General features: G+C 72.6%; 12 protein-coding genes. 2 read left to right on the forward strand and 10 right to left on the reverse strand.

All coding sequences use genetic code 11. The features are described 5' to 3' along the window. Positions 1-455 precede the first annotated feature (455 nt). From ACVUH9_RS14015 to ACVUH9_RS14030, 4 genes are all read right to left on the reverse strand, one after another. Positions 456-1,349, reverse strand: coding sequence for a MaoC/PaaZ C-terminal domain-containing protein (locus ACVUH9_RS14015; RefSeq protein WP_475757920.1), 894 nt, complete (start codon positions 1,347-1,349; stop codon positions 456-458). Between the two features lie 4 nt (positions 1,350-1,353). Continuing rightward, positions 1,354-2,754: a 3-oxoacyl-ACP reductase gene (locus tag ACVUH9_RS14020; RefSeq protein ID WP_475757922.1), complete on the reverse strand. Its 1,401-nt coding sequence runs from the start codon at positions 2,752-2,754 to the stop codon at positions 1,354-1,356. 207 nt (positions 2,755-2,961) lie between these two features. After that, positions 2,962-4,242: an acetyl-CoA C-acetyltransferase gene (locus ACVUH9_RS14025; RefSeq protein WP_475757924.1), complete on the reverse strand. Its 1,281-nt coding sequence runs from the start codon at positions 4,240-4,242 to the stop codon at positions 2,962-2,964. Positions 4,243-4,555: 313 nt separating this feature from the next. Next, complete coding sequence (locus tag ACVUH9_RS14030; protein WP_475757926.1) at positions 4,556-6,382, reverse strand: amidohydrolase; 1,827 nt, start codon at positions 6,380-6,382, stop codon at positions 4,556-4,558. A gap of 84 nt (positions 6,383-6,466) precedes the next feature. On the opposite strand from ACVUH9_RS14030, the gene ACVUH9_RS14035 reads away from it, so the two are divergent. Beyond that, complete coding sequence (locus tag ACVUH9_RS14035; RefSeq protein WP_475757928.1) at positions 6,467-7,489, forward strand: LacI family DNA-binding transcriptional regulator; 1,023 nt, start codon at positions 6,467-6,469, stop codon at positions 7,487-7,489. 85 nt (positions 7,490-7,574) lie between these two features. Here ACVUH9_RS14035 and ACVUH9_RS14040 read toward each other — a convergent pair whose 3' ends face one another. From ACVUH9_RS14040 to ACVUH9_RS14050, 3 genes are all read right to left on the reverse strand, one after another. Beyond that, positions 7,575-10,646, reverse strand: coding sequence for a hypothetical protein (locus tag ACVUH9_RS14040; RefSeq protein WP_475757930.1), 3,072 nt, complete (start codon positions 10,644-10,646; stop codon positions 7,575-7,577). Positions 10,647-10,654: 8 nt separating this feature from the next. Then, on the reverse strand, positions 10,655-12,937 hold the full coding sequence (locus tag ACVUH9_RS14045; protein ID WP_475757932.1) for a TolB-like translocation protein: 2,283 nt from the start codon (positions 12,935-12,937) through the stop codon (positions 10,655-10,657). A gap of 554 nt (positions 12,938-13,491) precedes the next feature. Continuing rightward, complete coding sequence (locus tag ACVUH9_RS14050; RefSeq protein WP_475757934.1) at positions 13,492-15,396, reverse strand: ABC transporter ATP-binding protein; 1,905 nt, start codon at positions 15,394-15,396, stop codon at positions 13,492-13,494. Between the two features lie 137 nt (positions 15,397-15,533). Here ACVUH9_RS14050 and ACVUH9_RS14055 point away from each other — a divergent pair, with 137 nt between their 5' ends. Further along, a complete protein-coding gene (locus ACVUH9_RS14055; protein ID WP_475757936.1) occupies positions 15,534-16,007 on the forward strand; it encodes a MarR family winged helix-turn-helix transcriptional regulator in 474 nt (157 codons plus the stop codon). 123 nt (positions 16,008-16,130) lie between these two features. Here the strand turns inward: ACVUH9_RS14055 and ACVUH9_RS14060 are convergent, their stop codons facing one another. The 3 genes from ACVUH9_RS14060 to ACVUH9_RS14070 all read right to left on the reverse strand — a co-directional run bounded on the left by ACVUH9_RS14060 (position 16,131) and on the right by ACVUH9_RS14070 (position 23,691). Beyond that, complete coding sequence (locus tag ACVUH9_RS14060; protein ID WP_475757938.1) at positions 16,131-17,654, reverse strand: catalase; 1,524 nt, start codon at positions 17,652-17,654, stop codon at positions 16,131-16,133. Between the two features lie 216 nt (positions 17,655-17,870). Beyond that, on the reverse strand, positions 17,871-19,631 hold the full coding sequence (locus tag ACVUH9_RS14065) for a choice-of-anchor D domain-containing protein (RefSeq protein ID WP_475757940.1): 1,761 nt from the start codon (positions 19,629-19,631) through the stop codon (positions 17,871-17,873). 328 nt (positions 19,632-19,959) lie between these two features. Then, a complete protein-coding gene (locus ACVUH9_RS14070) occupies positions 19,960-23,691 on the reverse strand; it encodes an SdrD B-like domain-containing protein (protein WP_475757941.1) in 3,732 nt (1,243 codons plus the stop codon). Positions 23,692-23,754: the final 63 nt, after the last annotated feature.

Below are 23,754 nucleotides of genomic sequence, written 5' to 3' on the forward strand. Positions count from 1 at the left end.
GCGTTCTCGTTGAGGTTGACCACCGTATGGGTGGCAAACCTCAAGGAGAACGCAGGCGCGGACCCGCCCCCCGCGACCGGACGGGCGGGGCGTTCTCGTTGAGGTTGACCACCGTATGGGTGGCAAACCTCAAGGAGAACGCAGGCGCGGACCCGCCCCCCGCGACCGGACGGGCGGGGCCGTCAAGACGGGGCCGGGGCGTTCTCCCTGAGGTTGACCACCGCATAGGTGGCAAACCTCAAGGAGAACGCAGGCGCGAACCTGCCCCCGCGACCGGACGGGGCCTCGGGGTCCAGCGTCCCCCGGCCGCCCCGCCCAACGGGCCCCCACCCCGGCGGCGACCTCGCCGCCGCCGGCCGGGCCCCCGCCGACCTCAAGCCGTCAGCCTCAGGCCGGGGCCCCAGGCGCCAACCCCAGGTCGCCAACCCCAGGCCGCCAACCCCAGGTCGCCAACCTCAGGCCGGGGTCACGACCCCGCGCAGGTGCGGCGTGCCCTTGGTCTTGTCCTGGAGCACGAAGGCCAGCCCGCCACCCTCGGTCTCGACGCTGCCGAAGCCGACCGTGGTCGGCAGCAGGACCGGGCGCTGGAAGCGGACGTCGACCGCGTAGGCGTCCGGCAGCTGGTTCTGGAGCGCGGCCAGCGAGCGGGCCTTCGTCCACATGCCGTGGGCGATCGCCCGCGGGAAGCCGAACAGCTTGGCGCTGAGCGGGTGCAGGTGGATCGGGTTGACGTCACCGGCGACGAAGCCGTAGCGACGACCGAGGTCGCCCTTCAGCCGCCACTCGTCGGTCGGGGCGATCCTGAGGTCGGCGACGCCCGCGGTCGGGTCCTCGCTGCCGGCGGGGGATTCACCCTTCCCGCCACCCGCCCGGAAGATCGTGGCGATGTCCTCCCAGACCAGCTCGTCGCCGGCCCGCACCGTCGTCGTCAGCTCGAAGGTGCGGCCCTTCGGGTGCGGCTGCAGGTTGTCGGCGCGGACCGCGACCGAGAGCGTCTCCGCGATCGAGATCGGCCGGTGCTGGACGATCCGGTTGTGCATGTGGACGAGCCCGATCGCCGGGAACGGGAAGCTCCCGTCGGTCATCAGCGCCATGTGCAGCGGGAAGCCGAGCACGAACGGGAACGTCACCGGCAGGTCGTTGCGGAGCGTGAAGCCGCAGACGTCGGCGTAGGCCCGCAGCTTGGCCATGTCGACGCGCACCTCGGGCAGCGTCAGCGTCAGGTCCGGGAGGGTCTTCGCCGACCCGGCCACGAACGACAGCCGCGAGGCGCCGGGGATCATCGGCAGCGCGGCGCGGCCGTAGAGCCCGAGCGTGCCGGGCGGCGAGGAGAGCGTGCGGGTGGCCATGGTCCTAGGCCCCGATCAGGCTCTGGCCGCAGACGCGGACCACGTTGCCGTTGACACCGGTCGAGCCGCTGCTGGCGTACCAGGCGATCGTCTCGGCGACGTCGACCGGCTGGCCGCCCTGGCCGAGCGACGACATCCGCCGGCCGGCCTCGCGGATCGTCAGCGGGATCGCGGCGGTCATCTGGGTCTCGATGAAGCCCGGGGCGACCGCGTTGATCGTGATGTCCTTGGCGGCGACCTCGTCGGCGAGGCTGTCGACGAAGCCGATCACGCCGGCCTTCGAGGCGCCGTAGTTGGTCTGGCCGCGGTTGCCCGCGATCCCGGCGATCGAGGCGACGCCGATGATCCGGCCGTCCTGGCGCAGGACCTTCTTGGCCAGCAGCTCGCGGGTGATCCGCTCCGGGGCCTCGAGGTTGACGGCGATCACCTGGGCCCAGACCTCGGGCTTCATGTTCGCCAGCAGCTTGTCGCGGGTGATGCCGGCGTTGTGGACGACGATGTCGACGCCCTTGTGATCCTTCTTCAGCTGCGCGGCGAGCTGGGCCGGGGCGTCGTCGGCGGTCACGTCGAAGGTGATCGCGCTGCCGCCGATCCGGTCCATGACCTTCTTGAGGTCGTCGGCCAGCGGCTCGATGTCGAGGCCGACGACGTGCGCGCCGTCGCGGGCGAGCGTCTCCGCGATCGCCTCGCCGATCCCGCGCGAGGCGCCGGTCACCAGCGCGACCTTGCCCTTCAGCGGCTCGGTCCAGTTGACCTCGGGCTTGCGCTTGCTGGTGCCGACCCGCACGACCTGGCCGGAGACGAACGCCGACTTCGGCGAGAGGAAGAACCGCAGCGTCGACTCGAGCTGGTCCTCGGCGCCGGGGGCGACGTAGACGAGCTGGACGGTCGAGCCGCGGCCGATCTCCTTGCCGAACGAGCGGGTGAAGCCCTCGAGCGCGCGCTGGGCGATCCGCTCGGACCCGGCGACGAGCTCCGGGTTGGTGCCGAGCACGATCACGCGGCCGCTGGAGCGGACCTTGCGGGCGACCGGCTTGAAGAACTCGTGGACGGCGGCGAGGCCGGCGGCGTCCTTGATCCCGGTCGCGTCGAAGACGAGCGCCTGGAACCTCTGGTCCCCGCCCGCTCCGGCGGCCCAGATCTTGGGGGTCAGGCCGGCCTCGGTGGCGACGCTGCGAAGGTCGCCCGCCTCGGTCGTCCAGGTCTCCGCGCCGACCGTGGCCAGGACCTTCGCGACGGGGGCGGCGAGCCGCCCGCCCGGTGCCTGGCCGAGCAGGACCGCGCCGTCGACGACGGCCTGGCCCGGCGCGTAGCGCTTGAGCACCGGCGGCTGGGGCAGACCCAGGCGGGGGGCGATCTGGCGCCCGATCGGGCCGTTGACGAACTTCTGGTAGCGGTCAGACATGGGGTTCCTCAGGGGCGGGGCGACGGGTGACGGTGCTTCAGGTCCTGCGGTGCTCGGTCCTGCGGGCCCGCCGCGCCTGACCGGAAGCCGGGCGCGGCGGATGCTGCGGGTGCCCGGGGCGCTCCGGCCCCGGGCGGGATCGGCCCGTGGCGCTCGTGCTCACGACGGCGGAGGCCGTGGACACGCTCGCGACGGAGCCGAGCCGGCTCAGCGCTCGACGATCGCGACGACGCCGACGCCGCCGGCGGCGCAGATCGAGATCAGGCCGCGTCCGCCGCCCTTCTCGTCCAGCGCCTTGGCGAGGCTGGCGACGATCCGGCCGCCGGTCGCCGCGAACGGGTGCGCGGCGGCGAGCGAGCCGCCGTTGACGTTGAGCTTGCTGCGGTCGATCTTGCCGAGCGGCGGCTTGCTGCGGCCGAGCTTCTTCTCGTTGAAGACCGGGTCCTCCCACGCCTTCAGCGTCGAGAGCACCTGGGCCGCGAACGCCTCGTGGATCTCGAAGAAGTCGAAGTCGGCGAAGGTCAGGCCGTTGCGGTCGAGCAGCTGCGGGACGGCGTAGGCCGGGGCCATCAGCAGGCCCTCCTCGCCCTCCACGTAGCCGACGGCCGCGGTCTGCGCGTCGGTGAAGTAGGCCAGGATCGGCAGGTCGTGGGCCTTGGCCCACTCCTCGCTGGCCAGCAGCACCGTCGAGGCGCCGTCGGAGAGCGGGGTCGAGTTGCCGGCGGTCATCGTGCCCTCGGGACCACCGAAGACGGGCTTGAGCTTGGCCAGCTTCTCGACCGTCGAGCCGGGACGGAGGTTCTGATCGCGCTCGACGCCGAGGTAGGGCGTGATCAGGTCGTCGAGGAAGCCCCGGTCGTAGGCGGCGGCGAGGTGCTGATGGCTGGCGGCCGTCAGCTCGTCCTGGGCCTCGCGGGTGATCCCCCACTCCTTGGCGGTGATCGCCTGGTGCTCGCCCATCGACAGGCCGGTCCGCGGCTCGCCGTTCTTGGGGATGTCGAGGCCGATGTCGCCCGGACGGATCTGGAGCAGCGCCTTGATCCGGTCGGCGTTGCTCTTCTTGGTGTTGACGTTGACGAGCTTCTTGCGGAGCTTGTCGCTGACGGCCAGCGGCGCGTCGGAGGTCGTGTCGACCCCGCCGGAGATGCCGACGTCGATCTGCCCGAGGGCGATCTTGTTGGCGATGTAGATCGTCGCCTGGAGCCCGGTGCCGCAGGCCTGCTGGAGGTCGACGGCGGGGGTCGTGTTCGCCAGGCGGCTGCCGAGCACGACCTCGCGGACCATGTTGAAGTCGCGGCTGTGCTTGAGGACGGCGCCGGCGGCGACCTCGCCGACCTGCTCACCGGCGAGGCCGAAGCGATCGATCAGGCCGTCGAGTGCGGCGGCGAGCATGTCGCTGTTGGACGCCTGGGCGTAGGGGCCGTTCGAGCGTGCGAACGGGATCCGGTTGCCGCCGAGGATGGCGACGCGGCGGGTGCTGGCGGGCATGGAGATCTCCGGTGCGTTCTTACCGCCGGTAGGACGGTCCGGCCTAAAGCCTAACAACCCGGCGGCGACGAGCCGCACACAACCGCCGGCTGTCTCTGGATATCGGCGCGTGCTCCGCTGGTGATGGGCCGACCCCATCGACGATGAGGTCGGCCCATCACGCCCAGGAAGAGCTCCCCCTCGTGACGAGCCGCGCCCGCCGCCGACGGGGGCCGCCCGCGGCCCGCCCGGGGCCGACGCGCACGACCCTCGTTCCTGGGCGTGCGTACGACAGGGGACTCAGGTCCCCTCAGCGGCCCCGCCCCCTCCGCAATCAGCCCTGCTCGCGGTCGTGGTCGTGCGAGCGACCGTTGACCTCGTGCCGCTCGTGGGCGACGCGCGTGAGCGCGCGGCCGGCCTTCGAGTCGACGTAGACCTGGCGGCCCCGGAGGTACGTCCGGCGGACCTGGGTCGCGGCGACCGCGGTCGGCTTGGTCCGCAGCAGGTCGCGGTCGAGCACGATCACGTCGGCCGACTTGCCGACCTCGAGCGAGCCGGTCTCGCGCTGGATCCCGAGCTGGCGGGCCGAGCCCATCGTGTGCGCCCGGATCGACGTCTTCAGCGGGATGCTCTGGTTGCGGTTGAGCGGGCCGCGCTTGGCGACCAGCGTGCGGGTGTTGGCGACCTGCAGCTCGAGCCAGGGGTTGAGCGCGTCGACCGGCCAGTCGCTGCCCTGGGCGAACGGCGCGCCGGCGCGGACCAGGCTCGCCGCCGGATACATCCGGGCCTGGCGCTGCTTGCCGAGGTACGGCTTCAGGGCCTCGTCGGTCCAGACGTCGAGCCCGGCCCACTGGAGCTGCATCGACGCGAACACGCCGAGCTTGCGGAAGCGCGCGTAGTCGGCGGGATCGACCAGCTGCAGGTGGGCGATCGTCGCGTTCAGCCTGCTCGGCTTGGAGCGATTGGCGCGGCGCGCGGCGGCGACCGCGTCGAGCCCTTCGCGGACGGCACCGTCGCCGATCGCGTGCATGTGGATCCGCCAGCCCTTGGCGTCGAACTTGGTGACCACCGCGTTCAGCGCCGCCGGCTTGAAGTAGAGGTCGCCGCGGTTGTCGCCCGGAGCCCAGCGCCCGTCCTTCTGCTCCAGGTAGGGCGCCAGCAGCGCCGCCGTCTGGGCCGGGTGCTCGATCACGCCGTCGAGGAAGAGCTTGATCCCGTCGACCGTCGAGCCGGGGACCGAGTAGCGCTTCTTCAGGTCGGTGGCGTACTTCCACGCCTGGGCCGGCGTCTGGTCGTTGTTGACGCGCACGAACGACGACAGCCGCAGCGTCAGGTCGCGGCGCGTGGCCAGCGTGCGCCAGGTCTTGAGCGCGTTCTCCCCCGCCGAGGCGTCGACGGCGGTGGTGACGCCGGTGGCGTTCAGCGCCTGCTGGCCGCGACGGGCGTCGGCGAGCACCTCGGCGACCGGCTTCGCCGGGATCTTGCTCTCGACCAGACCGGAGGCGCCGTCCTTGAGCAGGCCGCGGGCGCTGCCGTCGGGGTCGCGGACGATCTCGCCGTCGGGCGGGTTCGGCGTCGCGGTGGTGATCCCGGCGATCGCCAGCGCGCGCGAGTTGACCCAGCTGTTGTGGCCGTCGGAGCCCGAGACGATGATCGGCCGGGTCGTCGAGATCGCGTCGAGGTCGGCGCGCGAGACGACGGTGCCGGTCGGCTTCATCCCGGCCGGGTTCCAGTTCGAGACCTGGAGCCAGTCGTTCTCGTCCTTGGCCGGGGTCGCGGCGTCGCAGGCCCGGATCATCTTCTGCATGTCGGCGATCGTGCCCTCGCCGTTGCCGAGGTCGCAGTCGTCGAGGATGTCGCCGCCGGCGAGCGGGTGGCTGTGGCCGTCGATCAGGCCCGGCATCGCCGTCTTGCCTTCGAGGTCGACGACCTTCGTGCGCTTGCCGACGAACGCCTTGGCGCCGGCGTCGCTGCCGACGAAGACGATCCGGCCCTTGCGGATCGCGACCGCCTCGGCGACGCGGTCGTTCGCGTCCACGGTCATCACCTTGCCGTGCCGGAGGACCGTGTCCGCTGGCTGGGCGGCGTCGGCCACGGTTGGTGTCGCGACGACCAGCGCCGCGACGAGGACACCACGAGAACACCAGGACTTCGAGCCCATAGGGGTACTGCTCCTCCGGTCACACCGGCGGACTACGCCGGGTGTTGAAACGTTATAGCAACGGCGGGTCTATCCTCAAGTCGAATGCAGACGCGGCCGACGATCAAGGACGTCGCTGCCGCCGCAGGCGTCTCGGTGGCCACGGCGTCGATGGCGCTCCGGGACACCGGCCGGGTCGCCGCCGACACCCGCGAGCACGTCAAGCGGACCGCCGCCACGCTCGGCTACCGGGCGAACCCCTTCGCCCGCTCGCTGCGGGATGGCCGCTCCCGGGTACTCGCGCTGACGATGCCGGGGATCCGCCCGATGCCGATGCTGGTCGGCGCGGTCGAGTACTACTTCCACCTGGTCGGGGCGGCGGTCGCGACCGCGCTCGAGCACGACTACGCGCTGGTCGTGGTACCCGCCGATCCGGTCGGGCTCGAGCGGCTCGCGGTCGACGGCGTGCTCGTCGTCGATCCGGTCGCCCACGATCCGCTGATCGAGGAGCTCGGGCGGCGGGAGATCCCGATCGTCACGATCGGCCGCCCGCTCGGCCCCCGCGAGGGCCGCTTCCCGGTGATCGACAGCGACTTCGCCGCCGGCGCCGGCGAGGTCCTCGACCACCTCGCCGCCAACGGTGCCCGCCGCCCGGCGCTGATCGCCTGCGACCCGCCCGACTCGTTCCAGCAGGACTCGATCAACGGCTACCGCCGCTGGTGCCGCGAGCACGACGTCGAGCCGGTCGTCCGGATGTCCCGCTCGGAGGGCCGCGAGGACGCCGAGCACGCCGCCGAGCAGCTGTTCGCCTCCGGCGCCAGCCCCGACGCGATCTACGGCACGGTCGACCAGCTGGCCGAGGCCGCGCAGCGGGCGGCCCAGGCGCGCGGGCTGACGGTGCCCGACGACATCCGGATCGCCACCTGCTCCGACACCGAGCTCGCCCGCCACGCGACGCCCCCGATCACCACGCTCGACGACCGCGGCCACGAGCTCGGCGTGCGCGCCGTCCAACGGCTGCTGCGGGCGATCGACGAGCCCCACGGCGAGGGCGACACGACGATCGTCCCGACCGACCTGCTGGTCCGCGCCTCGACGGTCGGCGACGCGGTGGTCGCCGACCGCTAGGCCCCCCGCGTGGGCTCGAGGGTGCGGCCGACGACCAGCGGCGAAGATCCGCGCCCGCCCGCCCCAGCGGACGGGCGCGCACGGCTCAGCGCTGCTTGCCCTTGACGGTGATCGTCTTGGTCACCGTCACCGGCTTGCCCGCCTTCGGGACGAACCGGACCCGGACCGCGAGCTTGACCGTCCGGCCCGCGCGCAGCGCACGGCGAGCCTGGGGCCGGATCGTCGCGGCGACCGTCGCCGCGTCGGCGCGCTTGATCATGCGCGAGGCGGAAGCGATCCCCGACCCGCTCACGGTCAGCTTGCCCGGGCCGATCCCGCCGACCCGGACCCGCAGCTTCCCGCCCGCGGCCGAGCTCGAGAGCACCTGCGTCCGACAGGCCGGCGCCGCCACGGCCAGCTTGCGGGTCGTGCGGGCGCCGTTGTGGCCGGTGAACACGACCGTCGTGCCCTTGTCGGCACCGCAGACGTCGTCGGTCGCCTTGATGATCCCGTGCTTGCCGCTGTTGATCCGCAGCCGGAAGTCGTCGATCGGCACGTCCGGGATCCGCCCGAACGTGGTCACCAGGCGCTTCCTCGCGTCGACGTCGGAGTCGGCGTGGAGGTCGACCGCCACCCCCTCCCCCGAGAGCTTCAGGTAGAGCTTCGGCAGCGTCGGGATCGTCTTCCCGTTGGCGCCGATCCGGGTCCCCTTGACGAAGTAGACCGGCCCCTGGACGGGCACGTGCAGGGCCGGCGTGGTCGCCGACGCCCAGCCGATCCGCGCCGCCTCCGGGCAGTGGCCAGCGGCGGCGTCCGCCGCCTCGCAGAGGGCCTGGGCGTTGTCCGGGTCGAGCGACGCGGTCAGTGGCAGCGTGACCTGGACCGCCTTCAGGTTGGCCTGCCCGAACGACGAGCCCAGGCGGGCCTCGATCCCCGGGTGACGCCCGGTCCGCAGCTCGCTCTTGCCGGTGTACTCGAGCGCCAGCTGCGGCTCGAGCTTCAGGCCGGCGCAGCCCTGCGGCTGGTACGGCGAGCGGGCCGCGGCGGCCGTTCCTGCGACCGACCCGAACGTGGCCGCGACCTCGGTCGCCGCGCACGAGCTCGCGTTGAACGTGAACCCGGGGCGGTCGAGGCTGATGCCGATCGAGCGGTACCGCAGCGGGATCCCCTGAAGGATCGTCGGCAGCGGATCGGAGACCGCCGTCGCCTTGGCCTCGTTGGCGTTCACGAACAGCGCGGCGCGCACCACCACCAGACCGAGGTCGAGCGGGCCGGCCTTGGCCGGGACGACGATCGAGAGCGAGAACGGCGCCCCCTTGTAGGGGCCGGCCAGGTAGACCTGGCCCGGCAGCCGGAACGGGCGCTCGCCCGCGCCGACCGCCGCCGTCGTCGACCCGACCCGCGCGCTCGCCGCGCAGCTTCCGGCGGCCGCATCGGCCTCACCGCAGAGCGGCACCGAGCCGAGCGCGCCGAGCAGACCCGACGGCAGGTCGAGCCTGAGCACGGAGAGATCCTGGTCCGCGTCGGTCCGGGCGACGGTCATCTCGAACGGCGAGAAGCCGGCCGCCAGCGGGTTGCTGGTGCCCGCGGTGAAGGTCGGCGCGAACTGCCCGGTCGGGCACTCCTGGTCGACCGTGAAGGTGCTCGACGGACGCGCGACCTGGCCGCCGAACGACGTCAGCTGCGACGTCGTCGTCTTGTCGCCGCAGGTCGGCGGGTTGACCAGCGCCGCGCGCGGCCCGTCGAAGAAGGACAGCTTCATGTGGCTGAACGGCAGCTGCGGGTTGTCGTCGAAGGTCGCCTTCAGCTGGCCGGTGACCGGGTCGGGATCGATCCGCCCGGCGAGCTTGACCAGGACGCCCGAGCCCTCAGCCACGACGTAGGTCGCCAGCAGCGAGCGGAACGGGTTGTCGTTCTGCGCCGCGAGGAAGATCGAGCCCTTCAGCGGCTCCGCCAGCAGCGGGGTGTCGATCGTGACCCGACCGATCTTCGACGCATCGGGGCAGCGGACCGGATCGGCGTCGTCGAGCCCGATCTGGGCCGGCGCGCAGGCCTCGAGCCCGTCGGCCGACGACGGCGAGACGGCCATCCCCTCGGGGAGGGTCACGATCGCCTGCTTCAGGCTCGGCGTGGCGAGTTGCGCCGGATCGTCGTTCTGGGGTACGTCGAGATCGACATCGAGCCCGGTCGGCACGCCCGCGCGCCGCTCGCTCGGTTGGACGTCGATCGCCGGCGCGAAGGTCAGCTCGTCGCAGCCCTCGACGGCCATCGGGACGCCGTCGAGGTCGTGGTCGAAGCTGGCGGTCTGGAAGACGTTCGGCGTCTCCCACGAGTTGGCGCGGATCGTCGTCGTGAGCGGGCCGGCCGAGCAGTCGGTCGGAGTCGTCAGGAACGGACGCTCGGGAACCGACGCGGACCTCGCGCAGTCCGCCACCGGTCCGCGGTCGCGATTGAGGCAGCTGCCGCGCCAGCCGTCGTGCTCGGCCGACGCCGGAACGCCCCAGAAGGAGACCTCGACGTCGAGCACCGGGATCATGCTCTCGATGTTGGTCGAGTCGATGGTCAGCCCGTAGTCGCCACCGGTCCGGACCTTGGCGCCCAGCAGCAGCACCGCCGCCGCGCCGGCTCCCTCGAGTCGGCTGCCGAAGCGCGCTGGCTGCCCGGGCAGCGGGACCAGGTTGTAGATCCGGAAGTACTGGTCGATCGCCTTCCCGCCGAGGCCGAGGAAGGTGACCTTGGCGTAGCCGACCTGCGCGTCGTCGCTGCAGGTGCCGCCGGTGCCGTCCTCGAAGTCGGACGCCCGGCACTCGGGCACGGCGGTCGGGTTGCCGACCATCCCGGACGGCAGGTCGACGCTGACGTCCTTGACGTTGCCCGTGGGGATCGGGTACGGCTGGGTCGGCCGGCTCGGGTTGGGGATCTCTGTCCGCTCGAACGAGAACCGGGTCCCGATCGAGAACGGGTGGCTGCCGGCCTGGGTGCCCGGGTCGCCGGCCGCGTTGGCGGCGACCTTGCCGCCGGCGCTGGCGATCCGCAGGCCGTCCGACGCCGCCGCGGCGGCGGAGGCCCCGACCAGCGTGACGAGCAGGGCCAGGCCGAGCAGCAGGCCGAGCAGGCCGGGACGTCGCCGGCCGCTGAGCTGGTGGTTGGTCATCGTCGTGGTCCTCGTCGTGCTCATGGCCGCGCTCACCGCTGGCCCTTCGACGAGCCACTCCGGCTCGCCTTCGTGCTGGTCGGCCTGGCCGCCGGGCGCAAGCTCAGCGACAGGCGCTTGCTCGCCTTCACCTTCGAGTGGGAGACCGTCAGCGTCACGCGCAGCCGGCCGTGGCGCTGCAGCTGGGTCCGCGCGCCGCGGCTCAACCGCAGGCTCAGGTGGACCGTCCCGGCGCCCTTCGCGGTCGCCTTGGCGGTCGCGACCGTCGTCGTTCGCTTCCCGACCCGGGCCCGCGCGGTCGCCTCGACCGTGCCGGCGCCGGACGACCGGACGCTGAGCTTCAATCGTCCGTCACGCCCCCAGGCCCGCCGCTGGCTCGCGCTGATCGCCGCGACCCGGAAGCTCGTCGCGGTCACGGCCGGCGGATCGGGCGGCGCCACCACGTTCCCGGGTCCGCCGACGAATCCGCTCGGCAGCGGGCGGGACTCGAGCGGGTCGGCCGGGCGCCCCCGGCAGGTGTCGCCGGCGCAGGGGACGACCGGCTCCGGGGCGGGGAAGCCGCCGCCGATCCGCGCCACGTAGACGTCCGCCAGATCGTCGACGTCCTGGGCCACGAGCTGCTCGCGGGTGGCGAAGAAGACGTTCTGGCCGCCGGGATCCATCCCCAGGTAGACGGAGAGGTCGGGGCTGGCTCCGCTCGAGACCAGCTGCGCCGCGCCCTCCTCGAAGAGGTAGACGTCGAGCGCCTCGTTGGTGTCCTCCGGCCGCAGCGCCTCCTCGGTCTGGAACGCCACCCGGCCGTCGTCGGAGACGACCCGCGACGCCTCGTTGCGCATGCCCAAGCGGAACGAGGCGTCGGTGGTCGAGCCGCCGGGCGCCGCGGTGCACGAGACGCACTCCGGGGCTCCGCCCCGCTCGGCGTCGTAGCGGTAGGCCTGGGCCGTCCCGTTGGTCTGCTCGTCAGCGAGCGGGACGCGCGAGAGCAGCGCCAGGTAGCGCCCGTCGTCCGAGACCCGTTGCGGCGGCACGCTGCCGCCCCAGTTGCCGTCGGCGTCGGCGGCGCCGACCGTCGCCACGAAGCTCACGGTTCCGCGGGGGCTGCCGCCGTCGTGCCAGCGGTAGACGTTCTGCTCGCCGACCGTGCCCTCGCCGCTGACCAGCTGAGCCGTGGCCGCGAAGTAGAGCGTGCGGGCGTCGCGACTCGCGCCGAGCAGGCCCTGCACGTTCGCCGCCGTGCCCGCCGTCGCCGTGACGTCGGCCAGCTTGCCGGTGGTGACGTCGTAGCGGTAGAGGTCCGGCTCGCCCGGGGTCGCCCGCGCGTCGTCGGTGAGCTGCTCCTCGCTGAGGAAGAAGACCGCCGATCCGTGCTCCCCGTCGGCCGTCCGGTAGACGGCCGGCTGCGGGCCCGCCGGGTCCGGCGCCGGTGCGCCGGTGCAGGGGCCGCCGTCGGCGCAGTCCGTGCGCTGCGAGGCCGACACCTGGACGGTGCGGGTCCCGTCCTCGCGCAGGTAGAGCTGGCCGGCCGAGCTGAAGAAGATCCGTCGGCCGTCGGCGGAGAGCGAGCGGCTCTGGTCGTGGATCTTGTCGCTGGTGCCGGAGATCGCCTCACCGGGGGCCGAGCCGGCCGCCAGCGGGTCCCCGTCGGGATCGAGGCCGACGAGTCGGATCTGGCCGTCCGGGCTCCCGTCGTCGATCCATTCGTAGAGGTTGCGCACGCCGACGGGGGCCTCGTCGACCAACGGCATCCGGGTCGTGAAGAGGACCCGGTCGAGGGTCGGCGTGGCCGTGCCGAACTCGGCGTCGGAGACGGCGCCGGCGACCGGCGACCGGCTGACCAGCTGGTACGTGTGGCGGACGTTGTCGCGCACGTACAGCAGCAGCGGACAGACGATCAGCGTGCAGCGCGGGGCGTCCGGCGTCAGCTGCGCCGGCGTCTGCACCACGCCGCGGGTCCCGTCGGACGAGACCGCGAAGCTCATCACGATTCCGGGCCGAATCGAGGTCGGGGGGTTGTACGGCGGCGCCAGCCCGGCGGTGGTCCAGCCGTCCTCGCCGCGCTGCGACAGGTACGGCTGCCCGACGCCGGTCGACGACTCCGTGTCGCCGAACGCGCCGCTGGCGACGTACGAGATCCCGTTGCCGTCGGGCAGCACCAACGTCGAGTACTGCGAGTTGCCGTTCGAGTAGGAGCCGCCGTCCGGGCGGGTCACGCTCAGGCCGCCCTTGTCCTGCGGCGAGACCATCTCGTAGCCGCGGCCCGGAGCAGCGGGCGCCGAGGCCACCGGCCCCGCCGCCGCGGCGAGTCCGAGCAGCACGCCGATCGCGACCGATCGCGACCGACGCCGTGGCCGCCTCCGCGACCGTTCGCGCCCGGCACGGGCACGCCCTCCACCGATCTCCAGTGGACTCATCTCTTCTCTCTCCCCTTCGTAGCGCGTCACGCGGCGACTGCGGGCCGGCCAGCCCGAAATCGCCACTATGATCCGCAACGCTCATGACTGCTTACCTCAATGCGGAGAGCACGATACACACCATGTATCCGGCAAGCAACCCCCGACCGTCGCGGCGACGCCCGCCCAGAGCAAGCACCAGCAGGCCTGATTCGCGCGCACTCAGCGACCGCTTGTCGCACTTCTCACCCGGCGTCGAAGCGCACCGCTATGCTGGCAACGACGCTTGTGATTACCGCTCATTGCTCCTGCCGGGCGACGAGCGGCGACCCAGGCGTCGTACGCACACGACGTCGGGCCCGGGGCGCTCAACCCGGGCCTGATCCCCCGTCGTCGTGGCGCGTCGGACCCCCCTCGGCCCGGCGCGCCACACGCGGAAGCCGCACCAGCGGTAGCGCCCGGTCCGGCCGGGCCGGGCGCTACGCCGCGAGGTCGAGCCGGGCGTCCTCGTCGTCGCGATCGACCAGCGCCGCGTAGTGGCCGCCGAGCGCGAGCAGCTCGTCGTGGGTGCCCTGCTCGACGATCCGGCCGTGATCGAGGACGACGATCCGGTCGGCGTCGCGGACGGTCGAGAGCCGGTGCGCGATCGCGATCGTGGTGCGGTGCTCGGCCAGCCGTTCGAGCGCCTGCTGGACGGCGTGCTCGGTGCGGGTGTCGAGCGCGCTGGTCGCCTCGTCGAGGACCAGCACCGGCGGGTTGCGGAGCATCGCGCGGGCGATCGCCAGCCGCTGCTTCTCGCCGCCGGAGAAGCGGTAGCCGCGCTCGCCGACCACGGTCTCGTAGCCGTCGGGCAGACCCGCGATCAGGTCGTGGATCTGGGCGGCGCGGGCGGCCTCGACGAGCTCCTCGTCGGTCGCCTCCGGCTTCGCGAAGCGGAGGTTGTCGGCGACCGAGCTGTGCAGCAGGTAGGTCTCCTGGGCGACCACGCCGACCAGGCCCGCGCGGTCGGCGGCGGAGAGGTCGCGGACGTCGATCCCGTCGATCGTCACCCGGCCCTCGTCGACGTCGTACATCCGCGCGACCAGGTACCCGAGCGTGGTCTTGCCGGAGCCGGTCGCGCCGACGATCGCCAGCGTGCCGCCGGCGGGGACCTCAAGGTCGATGTCGTCGAGGGTCTTGCCGGAGCGCGCGTCGTAGCCGAACGAGACGTGCTCGAAGCGGACCGGCAGCGCCGAGGCCGCCCGGGCCGGATCGAGCCGGACCGGCGCGGCCGGCTCGACCACGTCGATCTCGGTGTCGAGGTACTCGAAGACGCGGGTGAAGAGCGCGAGCGAGGTCTGGACCTCGACCCCCAGCCGCAGCAGCGTCACCATCGGCATCAGCAGCCGGGTCTGGAGCGTCGTGAACGCGACCAGGGTCCCGATCGTGACGAACGCGCCGCCGTGGGCACTGGTGTAGCCGGCGATCCAGTAGACCAGCGCCGGCATCGCGGCGAAGGCGATCTGGACCGTCGCCATCCGCCAGCGACCGGCCATCGCCGAGGCGACCTCGAGCCCGGCGACCTCGTCCGAGGACTTCGCGAAGCGGGCGACGAGGTCGGGCGAGCGACCCATCGTCCGGGTCAGCACGATCCCGCTGATCGAGAGCGACTCCTCGACGATCGCCGACATGTCCGCCAGCCGCTTCTGGCGCTTGGTCACGATCCGGCGGCGGGCCTTGCCGACCGTCCGGCTGAGCCAGACGAAGAACGGCACGACGATCAGCGTCGCCAGCGCCAGCCGCCAGTCGAGCACGATCATCGCCGTCAGGGTCGCGATCACCGTGGCGAACGAGCTGACCAGGCTCGTGACCGTCGAGGTCACGACGCTCTGCATCCCGCCGATATCGTTGGCGATCCGCGACTGGACCTCGCCGCTGCGGGTCTTGGTGAAGAAGGCCAGCGAGAGCCGCTGGAGGTGGTCGTAGACCGCGGTCCGCAGGTCGTGCATGACCCGCTGGCCGACGATGTTGGAGAGCCAGGTCTGGCCGACGTCGAGGCCGGAGCCCACGATCGCGGCGCCGATCATGCCGAGCACGAGCAGCGTCAGGAGGGTGGTGTCGCGCTCCGGCAGCGCGACGTCGACGACCTCGCGGAGCAGGAACGGCTGCGCGATCGCGAAGACCGACGAGAGCAGGATCAGGCCGGCGACGGCGGCGACGCGGCCGCGGTAGGGCCGGAAGAGGCCCGCGATCCGGCGCAGGTCGATCCGGTCGTTCGGCTTCTCCGCGCGTCCGCGACGGGTCGGTTCGGGTCCGGACGCGAGACCGGGATCGCCGTTGGCAACGGCGCCTGGCGAGCCGTCCGGCTTGCGGGGATCAGGGCTGAGGTGGGAAATCGGGTCCATCGCGAGCGTCTCCTCTGTCGCGAATCGCCGCTTCGGCGCCGAGGGAGGCGCGCGGCGTCATTTCATGAGGCGTCCTCAGTACCGTAGCAGATACGGAGGTCTACTCATAATGTGCGAGACCTAGTAGAATCATGGCCATGCAGGACTTGCCTCCGGCCCCCGTGGACGCCCCTGCCGAGCCCACGCCGCTCGGCGAGCTGCTGTCGCGTGCGGCCCGCGCGATCCACGTCCAGTCGCGCCGGATGCTCGCCCCGCTCGGCCTGACGCCGGCCGCCGCCCGCGCCCTCCGCACGCTCGCGGCCTGCGGCGGGGAGCCGCTGCGGATGGTCGACCTCGCCGAGCGGATGCACGTCGTCCCGCGGACGGTCACGACCCTCGTCGACACGCTCGAGGCCGACGAGCTGATCGAGCGCCAGCCGGACCCGAGCGACCGCCGCTCGACCCTCGTCCACCTGACCGCCCGCGGCCACGAGCGGCTGGGCCAGATGCGCCAGGCCCGCCAGGAGGCGGCCGGCGAGCTGCTCTCCGCGCTCAGCGAGAAGGAGCAGGCGCAGCTGCGGCGGCTGCTCGAACGGCTCGACCTCGACGGCGCGCGCCCGCGCGGCTGCTGAACGAGAGCGCGCGACCGACGAGCAAGGGCGCCGCCGACAAGCGAGGGCGCGACCGACCGACGACCGGTTGACGTCGAGGACCTCGACGGCACGCAACCTCAACCGGTCGAACCCGCCTCGCCCCTACGCCCGGTTGGCGTGCTCGGAGACGATCGCGGAGGCCGCCGCCGGCGCGGGACCGTTGTCGCTCTGGACGCCGAGCCCCCGGGCCACCCGCGAGCCGAGATCGGCGTCGACGCTCGCCCAGTAGGCGACGACCCGCGCCTGGGTCTCCGGCTGGACCTCGTCGCTGGCGTGGGTGACGATGTTGCCGACCAGGTGCTGGCGGTCCTCGTCGCTCATCACCTCGCGGTACAGCGTCCCGGCCTGGCCGAAGTCGTCGTCCTCGCGGTGGTGGAGGTTGGCGTAGCGCCCGACCTCGGCCGCATCGACCGACCAGCCGAGGTCCGCCGCCCGATCGGGATCGGCCTCCGGCCCGCCGCGCGAGTTCGGCGCGTAGACCGGCTGGTCGCCGGCGTGGCGGTAGGCCATCGGCGCGTCCTTGTTGTAGCTGTGGACGGGCGACTTCGGCGCGTTGATCGGCAGCTGCTCGTAGTTGGCGCCGATCCGGTGCAGATGCGTGTCGTGGTAGGAGAAGATCCGCCCCATCAGCATCTTGTCCGGGCTCAGGCCGACCCCCGGGACGAGGTTCGCGGGCGAGAACCCCGCCTGCTCGACCTCGGCGTAGAAGTTCGCCGGGTTGCGGTCGAGCACCATCCGCCCGACGTCGATCGGCGGGTAGTCCCCGTGCGGCCAGACCTTGGTCACGTCGAACGGGTTGAAGCGGTAGTCGGCCGCCGCCGCGAACGGCATCACCTGGACCTCGAGCCGCCACTCCGGCACGTCGCCGGCCTTGATCGCGCCGAACAGGTCGCGACGGTGGAAGTCGGGATCCTCGGCGGTCATCGCCTTCGCCTCGGCGTCGGTGAAGGTGCTCGGCCCCTGGACGGTCTTGAAGTGGAACTTGACCCAGAACCGCTCGCCGCCCGCGTTCGTCCACGAGAACGTGTGGCTGCCGTAGCCGTTCATGTGGCGCCAGGTCCGCGGCGTGCCGCGGTCGGACATCAGGATCGCGACCTGATGCGCGCTCTCCGGCGAGAGCGTCCAGAAGTCCCACTGCATGTCGTTCGAGCGCAGGCCCGTGTCGGGCAGGCGCTTCTGCGAGTGGATGAAGTCCTGGAACTTCGACGTGTCGCGGACGAAGAAGACCGGCGTGTTGTTGCCGACCAGGTCGTAGTTGCCCTCGTCGGTATAGAACTTCAGCGCGAAGCCGCGGGGGTCGCGGACGGTGTCGGGGTAGCCCTGCTCGCCGGCGACCGTCGAGAAGCGCGCGAACATCGGCGTGCGCTTGCCGACCTGCGAGAGGAAGTCGGCCTGGGTGAACTGGGTCACGTCGTTGGTGACCTCGAAGAAGCCGTGGGCGCCGCCGCCCTTGGCGTGGACGACCCGTTCCGGCGGGCGCTCGCGGTTGAAGTGCTGCATCTTCTGCACGACGTAGTGGTCGTGCAGGACCGTCGGCCCCTGGGGCCCGACGGTCAGCGAGAACTCGTCGCTGGGCGCGGGGATCCCTGAGTCGGTGGTCGTCTTCGGACGCTGCTCGTCGGTCATGGGGCACCTCGGATGTCGGAGGTGGCCGACGGCGACCGTCGATCGCCGGGCACCGCGGCCACGGACAGAACCGTTGGCCCGTACCCGCTCGACGCGCGACGTATTCGGGGCGCGGGGCGGCGGCGCCACGCCGGGGCGTGCCGGAGGGGGCCGGGGGCGCCGGGGCGAAGCCGGCTCGGGCGAAGGCCCCCGCCGACCCCACCCACCCCCAACCACTCAGCCGGTGTAGGCGCCCGTCGAGCGCGCGATCAGCTTGCCCGCCGCCGACCGCACGGTCACCCGGATCGCGTAGCGGCCGCGGCTCGCGGTCGACCCGGTCGGGAGCAGGGCGACCCGCTGCGAGCGACCCGTCCCCCGCGTCGTCGCGGTCGCGTACAGGCGGCCGCCACGGGTGACCGAGACCGAGATCCGCGCGTTCTTCGCCGTCTTGACCACGACCGTGCACTTGAGCTTCGTCTTCTTCTTGCCCTTGGCCTTGACGTTGCGGCACTCGTAGACCGTCGCCGGACCGGCCGGGCCCTGCGCGCCGGCAGCGCCCGCCGCGCCGTTGGCACCGTTCTGGCCCGCAGCACCCGCCGCACCGACGTCGCCCTTGGCGCCCGGAGCGCCAACCGCACCCGTGTTGCCGATCGGCCCGACCGGACCCAGCGGACCCGTGTCACCGACCGGCCCCGATGCCCCGATGCCACCCGTCGCACCGGTCTGCCCCGTCGCGCCCGTCGGCCCGGTCGGCAGCTCGCCACCGGTGCCGCTCAGATCCACGAAGACCGACCCATCCGCCGAATCGGAGAGGACCTCCAGCTTGCTCGCCCGCGCACCGAGCGCCTGCGGCACGAACCGCACCACCACCCGGCAGCTGGCGCCCGGCGCGACCGCGGCGCCGCAGGTCGAGGAGGTCACCGCGAAGTCGTCGACATCACCGGTGACGAACTCGAGCCCGCCGACGTGCAGCGGCGCCAGGCCGTCGTTGACGATCGTGACCGTCTGACCCGGCCCCATGATCCCCTGCGGCTGCGTGCCCGCAAAGCTGACCGGACTGATCGGAGCGACCGACGGAACCGCTGCCGTGATCGTCACCGAGGCGGCGGTCCCGATCGGTGGCAGACCGACCGTGCCGCCCTCCGGCACCAGCGACCCACCACCGCCACCCCCGCCACCGGAGCCCTGCGAGTTGCTGACCACCTGAATGCCACCGCCGCCGCCACCACCACCGCCGTAGCCACCGCCGCCACCACCACCGGCGGTCCGATGGACGGAGCCGATGCCGCCGGCGTCGGCGGTCCCGTCCTGACCCGAAGCACTGCCCCCCGCACCCGGCGTACCGGCCCGGCCGAGACCGCCGGCCCCACCGACACCATCGCCTCCCGGCTGGCCACCGTAGCCGCCCACCGCCGTGGGGTCGGTGCCGGGTCCCCCCTCGCCCCCGGCCTCGCCGCCGTTCCCGCCGAACCCGCCGTCGCCGTCGTGCACCGCGCCGAGGCCACCGCCACCGCCGGCAACGATCTCCCGTGCAGCGAGCGTGCCGACGGCGGACCGCCCGAGCGTCCGGACGTCACTGGCGCCACCACCACCGGAGCCCGAGGCGCCGTTCCCGGACATTCCGGCCCCACCGCCGTTCCAGCCCCCCGGCCGCGAACCCCACACGGCGTCGATCGGTTCCGTCTCCGTCCCCTGGCCGCCGACGGCAACGTAGAGCAGCTGCCCGGGGTCCACCGCGAACTGGCCCGTGACGAGGGCCCCGACGCTGGTTCGGATCGACGGCCGGTAGGACGACAGACCGCCAGGAGCACCAACGGCCGTCACCTGGACGCGGTGAACGCCCGCCGGAACCGCGTAGACCTGCTCGGCCCCGGTGTAGCCGAAGACCGTCGGGATCGGCGCGGCGATGACGGAGGCCGGGAGCGCAAGCGCGGCCAGGCCGGAGATGGCCACGGCCGACGCAAGCGCACGACGACGAACGACGACGGATGGGTTCACGGGAGAGCTCCTCGAGCAGTGCCCGGAGCGGCCGCACATGACCTGCGGTCACAACGACACGAGCCGACCTGCGGGACGCACGCCACGAACGGGAGATCCGCCCCGGTGGGTGGACGGCTGGCCCCGTAGGTCACAGGCCCAGCCGAATAGCGGGAGGCACCCTAGTCGCCGCCCGTGTACGCCACCAGCAATCTGGACAGATCACTGATCGGTATCCCCGCGGGGGCAGGGTGGTCGCGCTGCTCCGCACCGAGCGCACGCCCCCGGAACCCGCGCCACCGGCACGACGCACGAAGCGCGTGCCGGCGACGACGGGTCGGTCAGGCGATCAGCCGGTCACGTACGGCTTGGCGACCTGCTTCGGCGCCGCGCGCTTGACCTTGACCTTGCGCGAGGCGGAGACGCCCTTGACGCCGGCCGCCTCGACCGTCGCGTGGTTGACCAGCGAGCCCGGCTTGACCGAGCGGTCGATCCGGGCCGTGAACGAGCGCGTGACCGACGCGCCCGGGGCCAGCCGCTTGACCGTCCAGCAGAGCTTGCCGCCCCGCAGCGTGCCCTTGCCGCGGGTGACCAGCGTCAGACCGCGCGGGAGCACGTCGCAGATCCGCACGTTCACGGCCTCGCCCTTGCCGCCGTTGTGGACCGTCAGCCGGTACTTCAGCGTCCGGCCGGCCGCGACGGTGCGCAGGCTGGAGGTCTTCTTGACCGTCAGCAGGGCCGGCTCGACCGTCCGCTCGCGCGGCGGCTCGGGCGTCGGCGGGACCGGGGGCTTGGGCGGCTCCGGGGTCGTCGGGGGCTCGGGGGTCGGCGGCTTGGGCGGATCGCCCGGTCCGATGACGATCCCCGCGTCCCAGGTCAGGTCCTGGCCGTCGAGGCCCGTCGGCGACGGATCCGGCAGCGTGAACTCCCGGGTGCTGCCGGTCTGCTGGTCGGCGTCGGAGTCGTTCTCCGTCGTCGAGCCGTCGGAGTTGCGGGTCGTGAACGTCGTCCCGGTCGGCAGGCCGTCGCGGTGGAAGGTCACCGTGTACTGGCCGCTGACGAGGTCGAGCACGCCCGCGTCCTGCCCGTCCTGGGTCGAGCTGGTGAACAGGTACTTCCCGTCCTTGTCGGTACGGGTCTGCAGCGCGATCTTGCGGCCGTGCTTGTCGGTCCCCGCGAGCGTCACGAGGACGTTGGCGAGCGGCCGCTCGTCGGCGCCCTGGACCCCGTCCTTGTTCGTGTCCTCCCAGACGTAGTCGCCGATGCTGCTGGCGACGACGCGGATCGTGGCGATGTTCGAGATCGCGCCGAGCGCGCCCCCGGTGTACCGGATCGCCGAGGTGTTCGAGTAGAGGTCCTGCGAGCGGTTGCCGCGCGGCTGCAGGCGGACCTTGACGGTCACGTCCTGGCCGGTCGGCAGCGCCGTCGTCCGGGTCACCCGGAAGGCGGTCGCGTCCTCGAGCTTCGCCGGGCAGCCGGGGTCGCCGAGCTCGCTCTCCTCGCACCACTGCTTGCCCGCGGGGAGCGGGGCGTAGCCGTTGGTGCGGCTCGGGTCGATCACCGCGAAGACGGCGGTCGGCGCGGCGTCGGTGTAGCGGACGGTCTCGCCGTCGCTGACCTCGATCCGGTCCAGCAGCGCACGGCCGTGGAAGGCGCTGGCGGGCGAGCGCCCGACGGTCCCGCCGGCGGCGTTGCCGTCACCCACGAACGGCAGCACGTCGATCACGTCGACCCCGTCGACCGGGTTGGCCGTCAGGTTCGCGTAGGTCACCTGGTACCGCAGCGCGTCCTCCGGCTCGACGAACAGCTGGTCGGTGCTCTTCGAGATCTGCACGCCGCCGGGCGACTGGAGGTTGACCGTCTGGCGCGAGAAGTGCTGGTTGCGGGCCCCGGACGTGGGGAACTCCGAGAGTCCGCCGCTGTCCTCGGTGCTGTCGACGATCGCGTCGTTGACGAGCGTGCCGATCTTGGTCGAGGCGGTCTTCACCCAGTAGGTCAGCTTGAGGTCGTCGTCGCCCTTCAGCGTGCCGACGTTCCAGGTCAGGACCTGACGCCCCTCGGGGTCGACGGTCACCGTCGGCGCCATGCCGTCGGGACCGCTCGGCTTCGACGCGTCGTAGGTCATCCCCAGCGGCAGCCGGTCCTTGATCACGACGTTGGTCGCCCGCTGGTCGGCGAGCGCGCCGTTGAGGGTGGTGATCCGCGGCTTGAGCTGGAACTGGACGCCACCGCCGGAGACGATCGCGACCGGCGAGCCGACCGGGCTGGCCAGCGGCTCGATCGCGCGCTTCTCGAGCGCGACGGTCACGCCGTTGACGTGGAGGCGGTCACCGCTGCCCCAGTCGCCGTGGGTCGCCGGCCGGTACTTGCTGAGGCGCCAGTCCTCGGTCCCGACCTTGTGGCCGAGGAAGTTGCCGATCGTCTGGTCGTCGCCGACGTTCGCGGCGACCTTCATGTTGATCCGGAAGGTCCCGCCCCAGGTCGTGGCCGGGAACGCCTTCTTGAGCGTGACCCGGATCTTGGTGACCGTGGTCAGGTTCGCCGGAGCGGTCGTCTGCCAGCTGGTGCCGGCGTCGGAGCAGTCGCTGCGTCCGCGGAGGGTCCCCCAGATCGTCTCGTCGTCACCGGTGGCGGTCGCCTGCACGCCGTACTCGACGACGTAGTCGCTGCCCTCGTTCCAGTCCTGGAGGGACTGGTCCGGCCAGACGAGCTTGCCGCCGTGGGCCGCCGGGCCGGGGCCGTCGGCGGAGAGGTTGACGCGGGTGTTGTCCCAGACGTCGCAGAGCACGACGTCCGGGACCTCGGCCGTGTTGTTGTCGTTCCAGACGTCGAGCGACGAGAGCACGACCTGGCCGGGGACGACCTGGGCGTTGCCGTCACCGGCGTCGTACTGGTTCGCCAGCAGGCCGCCGGTCGCGTTGCGGAAGTACTTGCGGAAGCCGAGGTTGCCCTCGCCGCCGACCGCGATCAGCTGGTACTTCTGCGCGTTGTTCTCGACGAGGTCGCCGACGGTCGCGGTCGTCCCGCCGCCGGCCGTGGGGGCCTTGGCGTCGAGGTCGACCAGCACGTTGCGGGTCTCGATCGTGCCCGGATCGGCCGGGACGTCGCTGGCCGGCACGAAGATCCGGACGCGGCCCTCGGCGACCAGGCCGTCGGTCCGCGGCGCGTCGCTGCGGAAGCTGGTGAAGGTGATCCGGCGCTGCTGCGCCTCACCCGGGACCGTCGCGCAGGTGACGTCCTCGCACGCGTCGAACTCGGCGTTCGGGCTGACCAGCGAGAAGTCGTCGGTGAAGGAGACGGGGGCGACCGGCAGGATCATGCCGCGGCGCCCGAAGGTCGCCTGGCGGTCGGCCGGGACCCGCAGCTGGACGGGGTACTCGATCAGGAAGCCGGCCGGGCGGCCGCCGGTTGCGGCGACCTTCTCGGCGTTCGGCCAGGCCTTGACCATGTCGAGGTACGGGGCCGAGCGGATCGTCACCGCCGGGGCCTCGGTCTTCGACGGCGCCGAGGTCGTGTCGGCCTTGCTCGCCGTGACCGAGACCGAGCCCGGGTCGGGCGTGGCGACGAAGCCGTCGGGGCGGCCGTCGGCCTGCGCCATCAGCTCGAAGTTGAGGGTGCTGCCGGTGTGGCCGACGCCGCCGGAGGGGACGTAGACGCAGGTCAGCGTCTGAGCCGTGACCGACCAGCCCGGGCCCTTGCAGTACGCGGGCACGTCGTTGGCGCGCCAGGTCAGGCCGTCGGGCAGGGTCTGGACGAACGTGACCTTGTCGAACGAGCCCTGCTGGCTGGTCGACTCGTTGACGTTGACGCTCCAGGCGTACTTGATCGTGTCGTACGAGCGGACCTGGTCGTTGCCGGCGTCCTTGTCCTTCCCGGGGCCGACCTCGCCGGCGTCCGGGGTCTCGAATGGTGCGGTCCCGGTCTCGGCCTTGGTCAGGGCCACGTCGGTGGTCAAGGCGGCGCTCGCGAGCGAGGCGCCGCCGCCGAGCATCCCCAGCACCAGGACGACCAACGCCAGCAGGCGTCGCGCGGTCGCGGTCGGGGGGAGGATGGGGGATGTCTGACTTCGTGCTGCGGCCATCTCAGGCTGCTCCTTCTGGGTCCGGCGTTCGGGGGGACGCCCCGGATCACGGTGCTCGTGATC

The organism is Patulibacter ginsengiterrae (assembly GCF_056269115.1).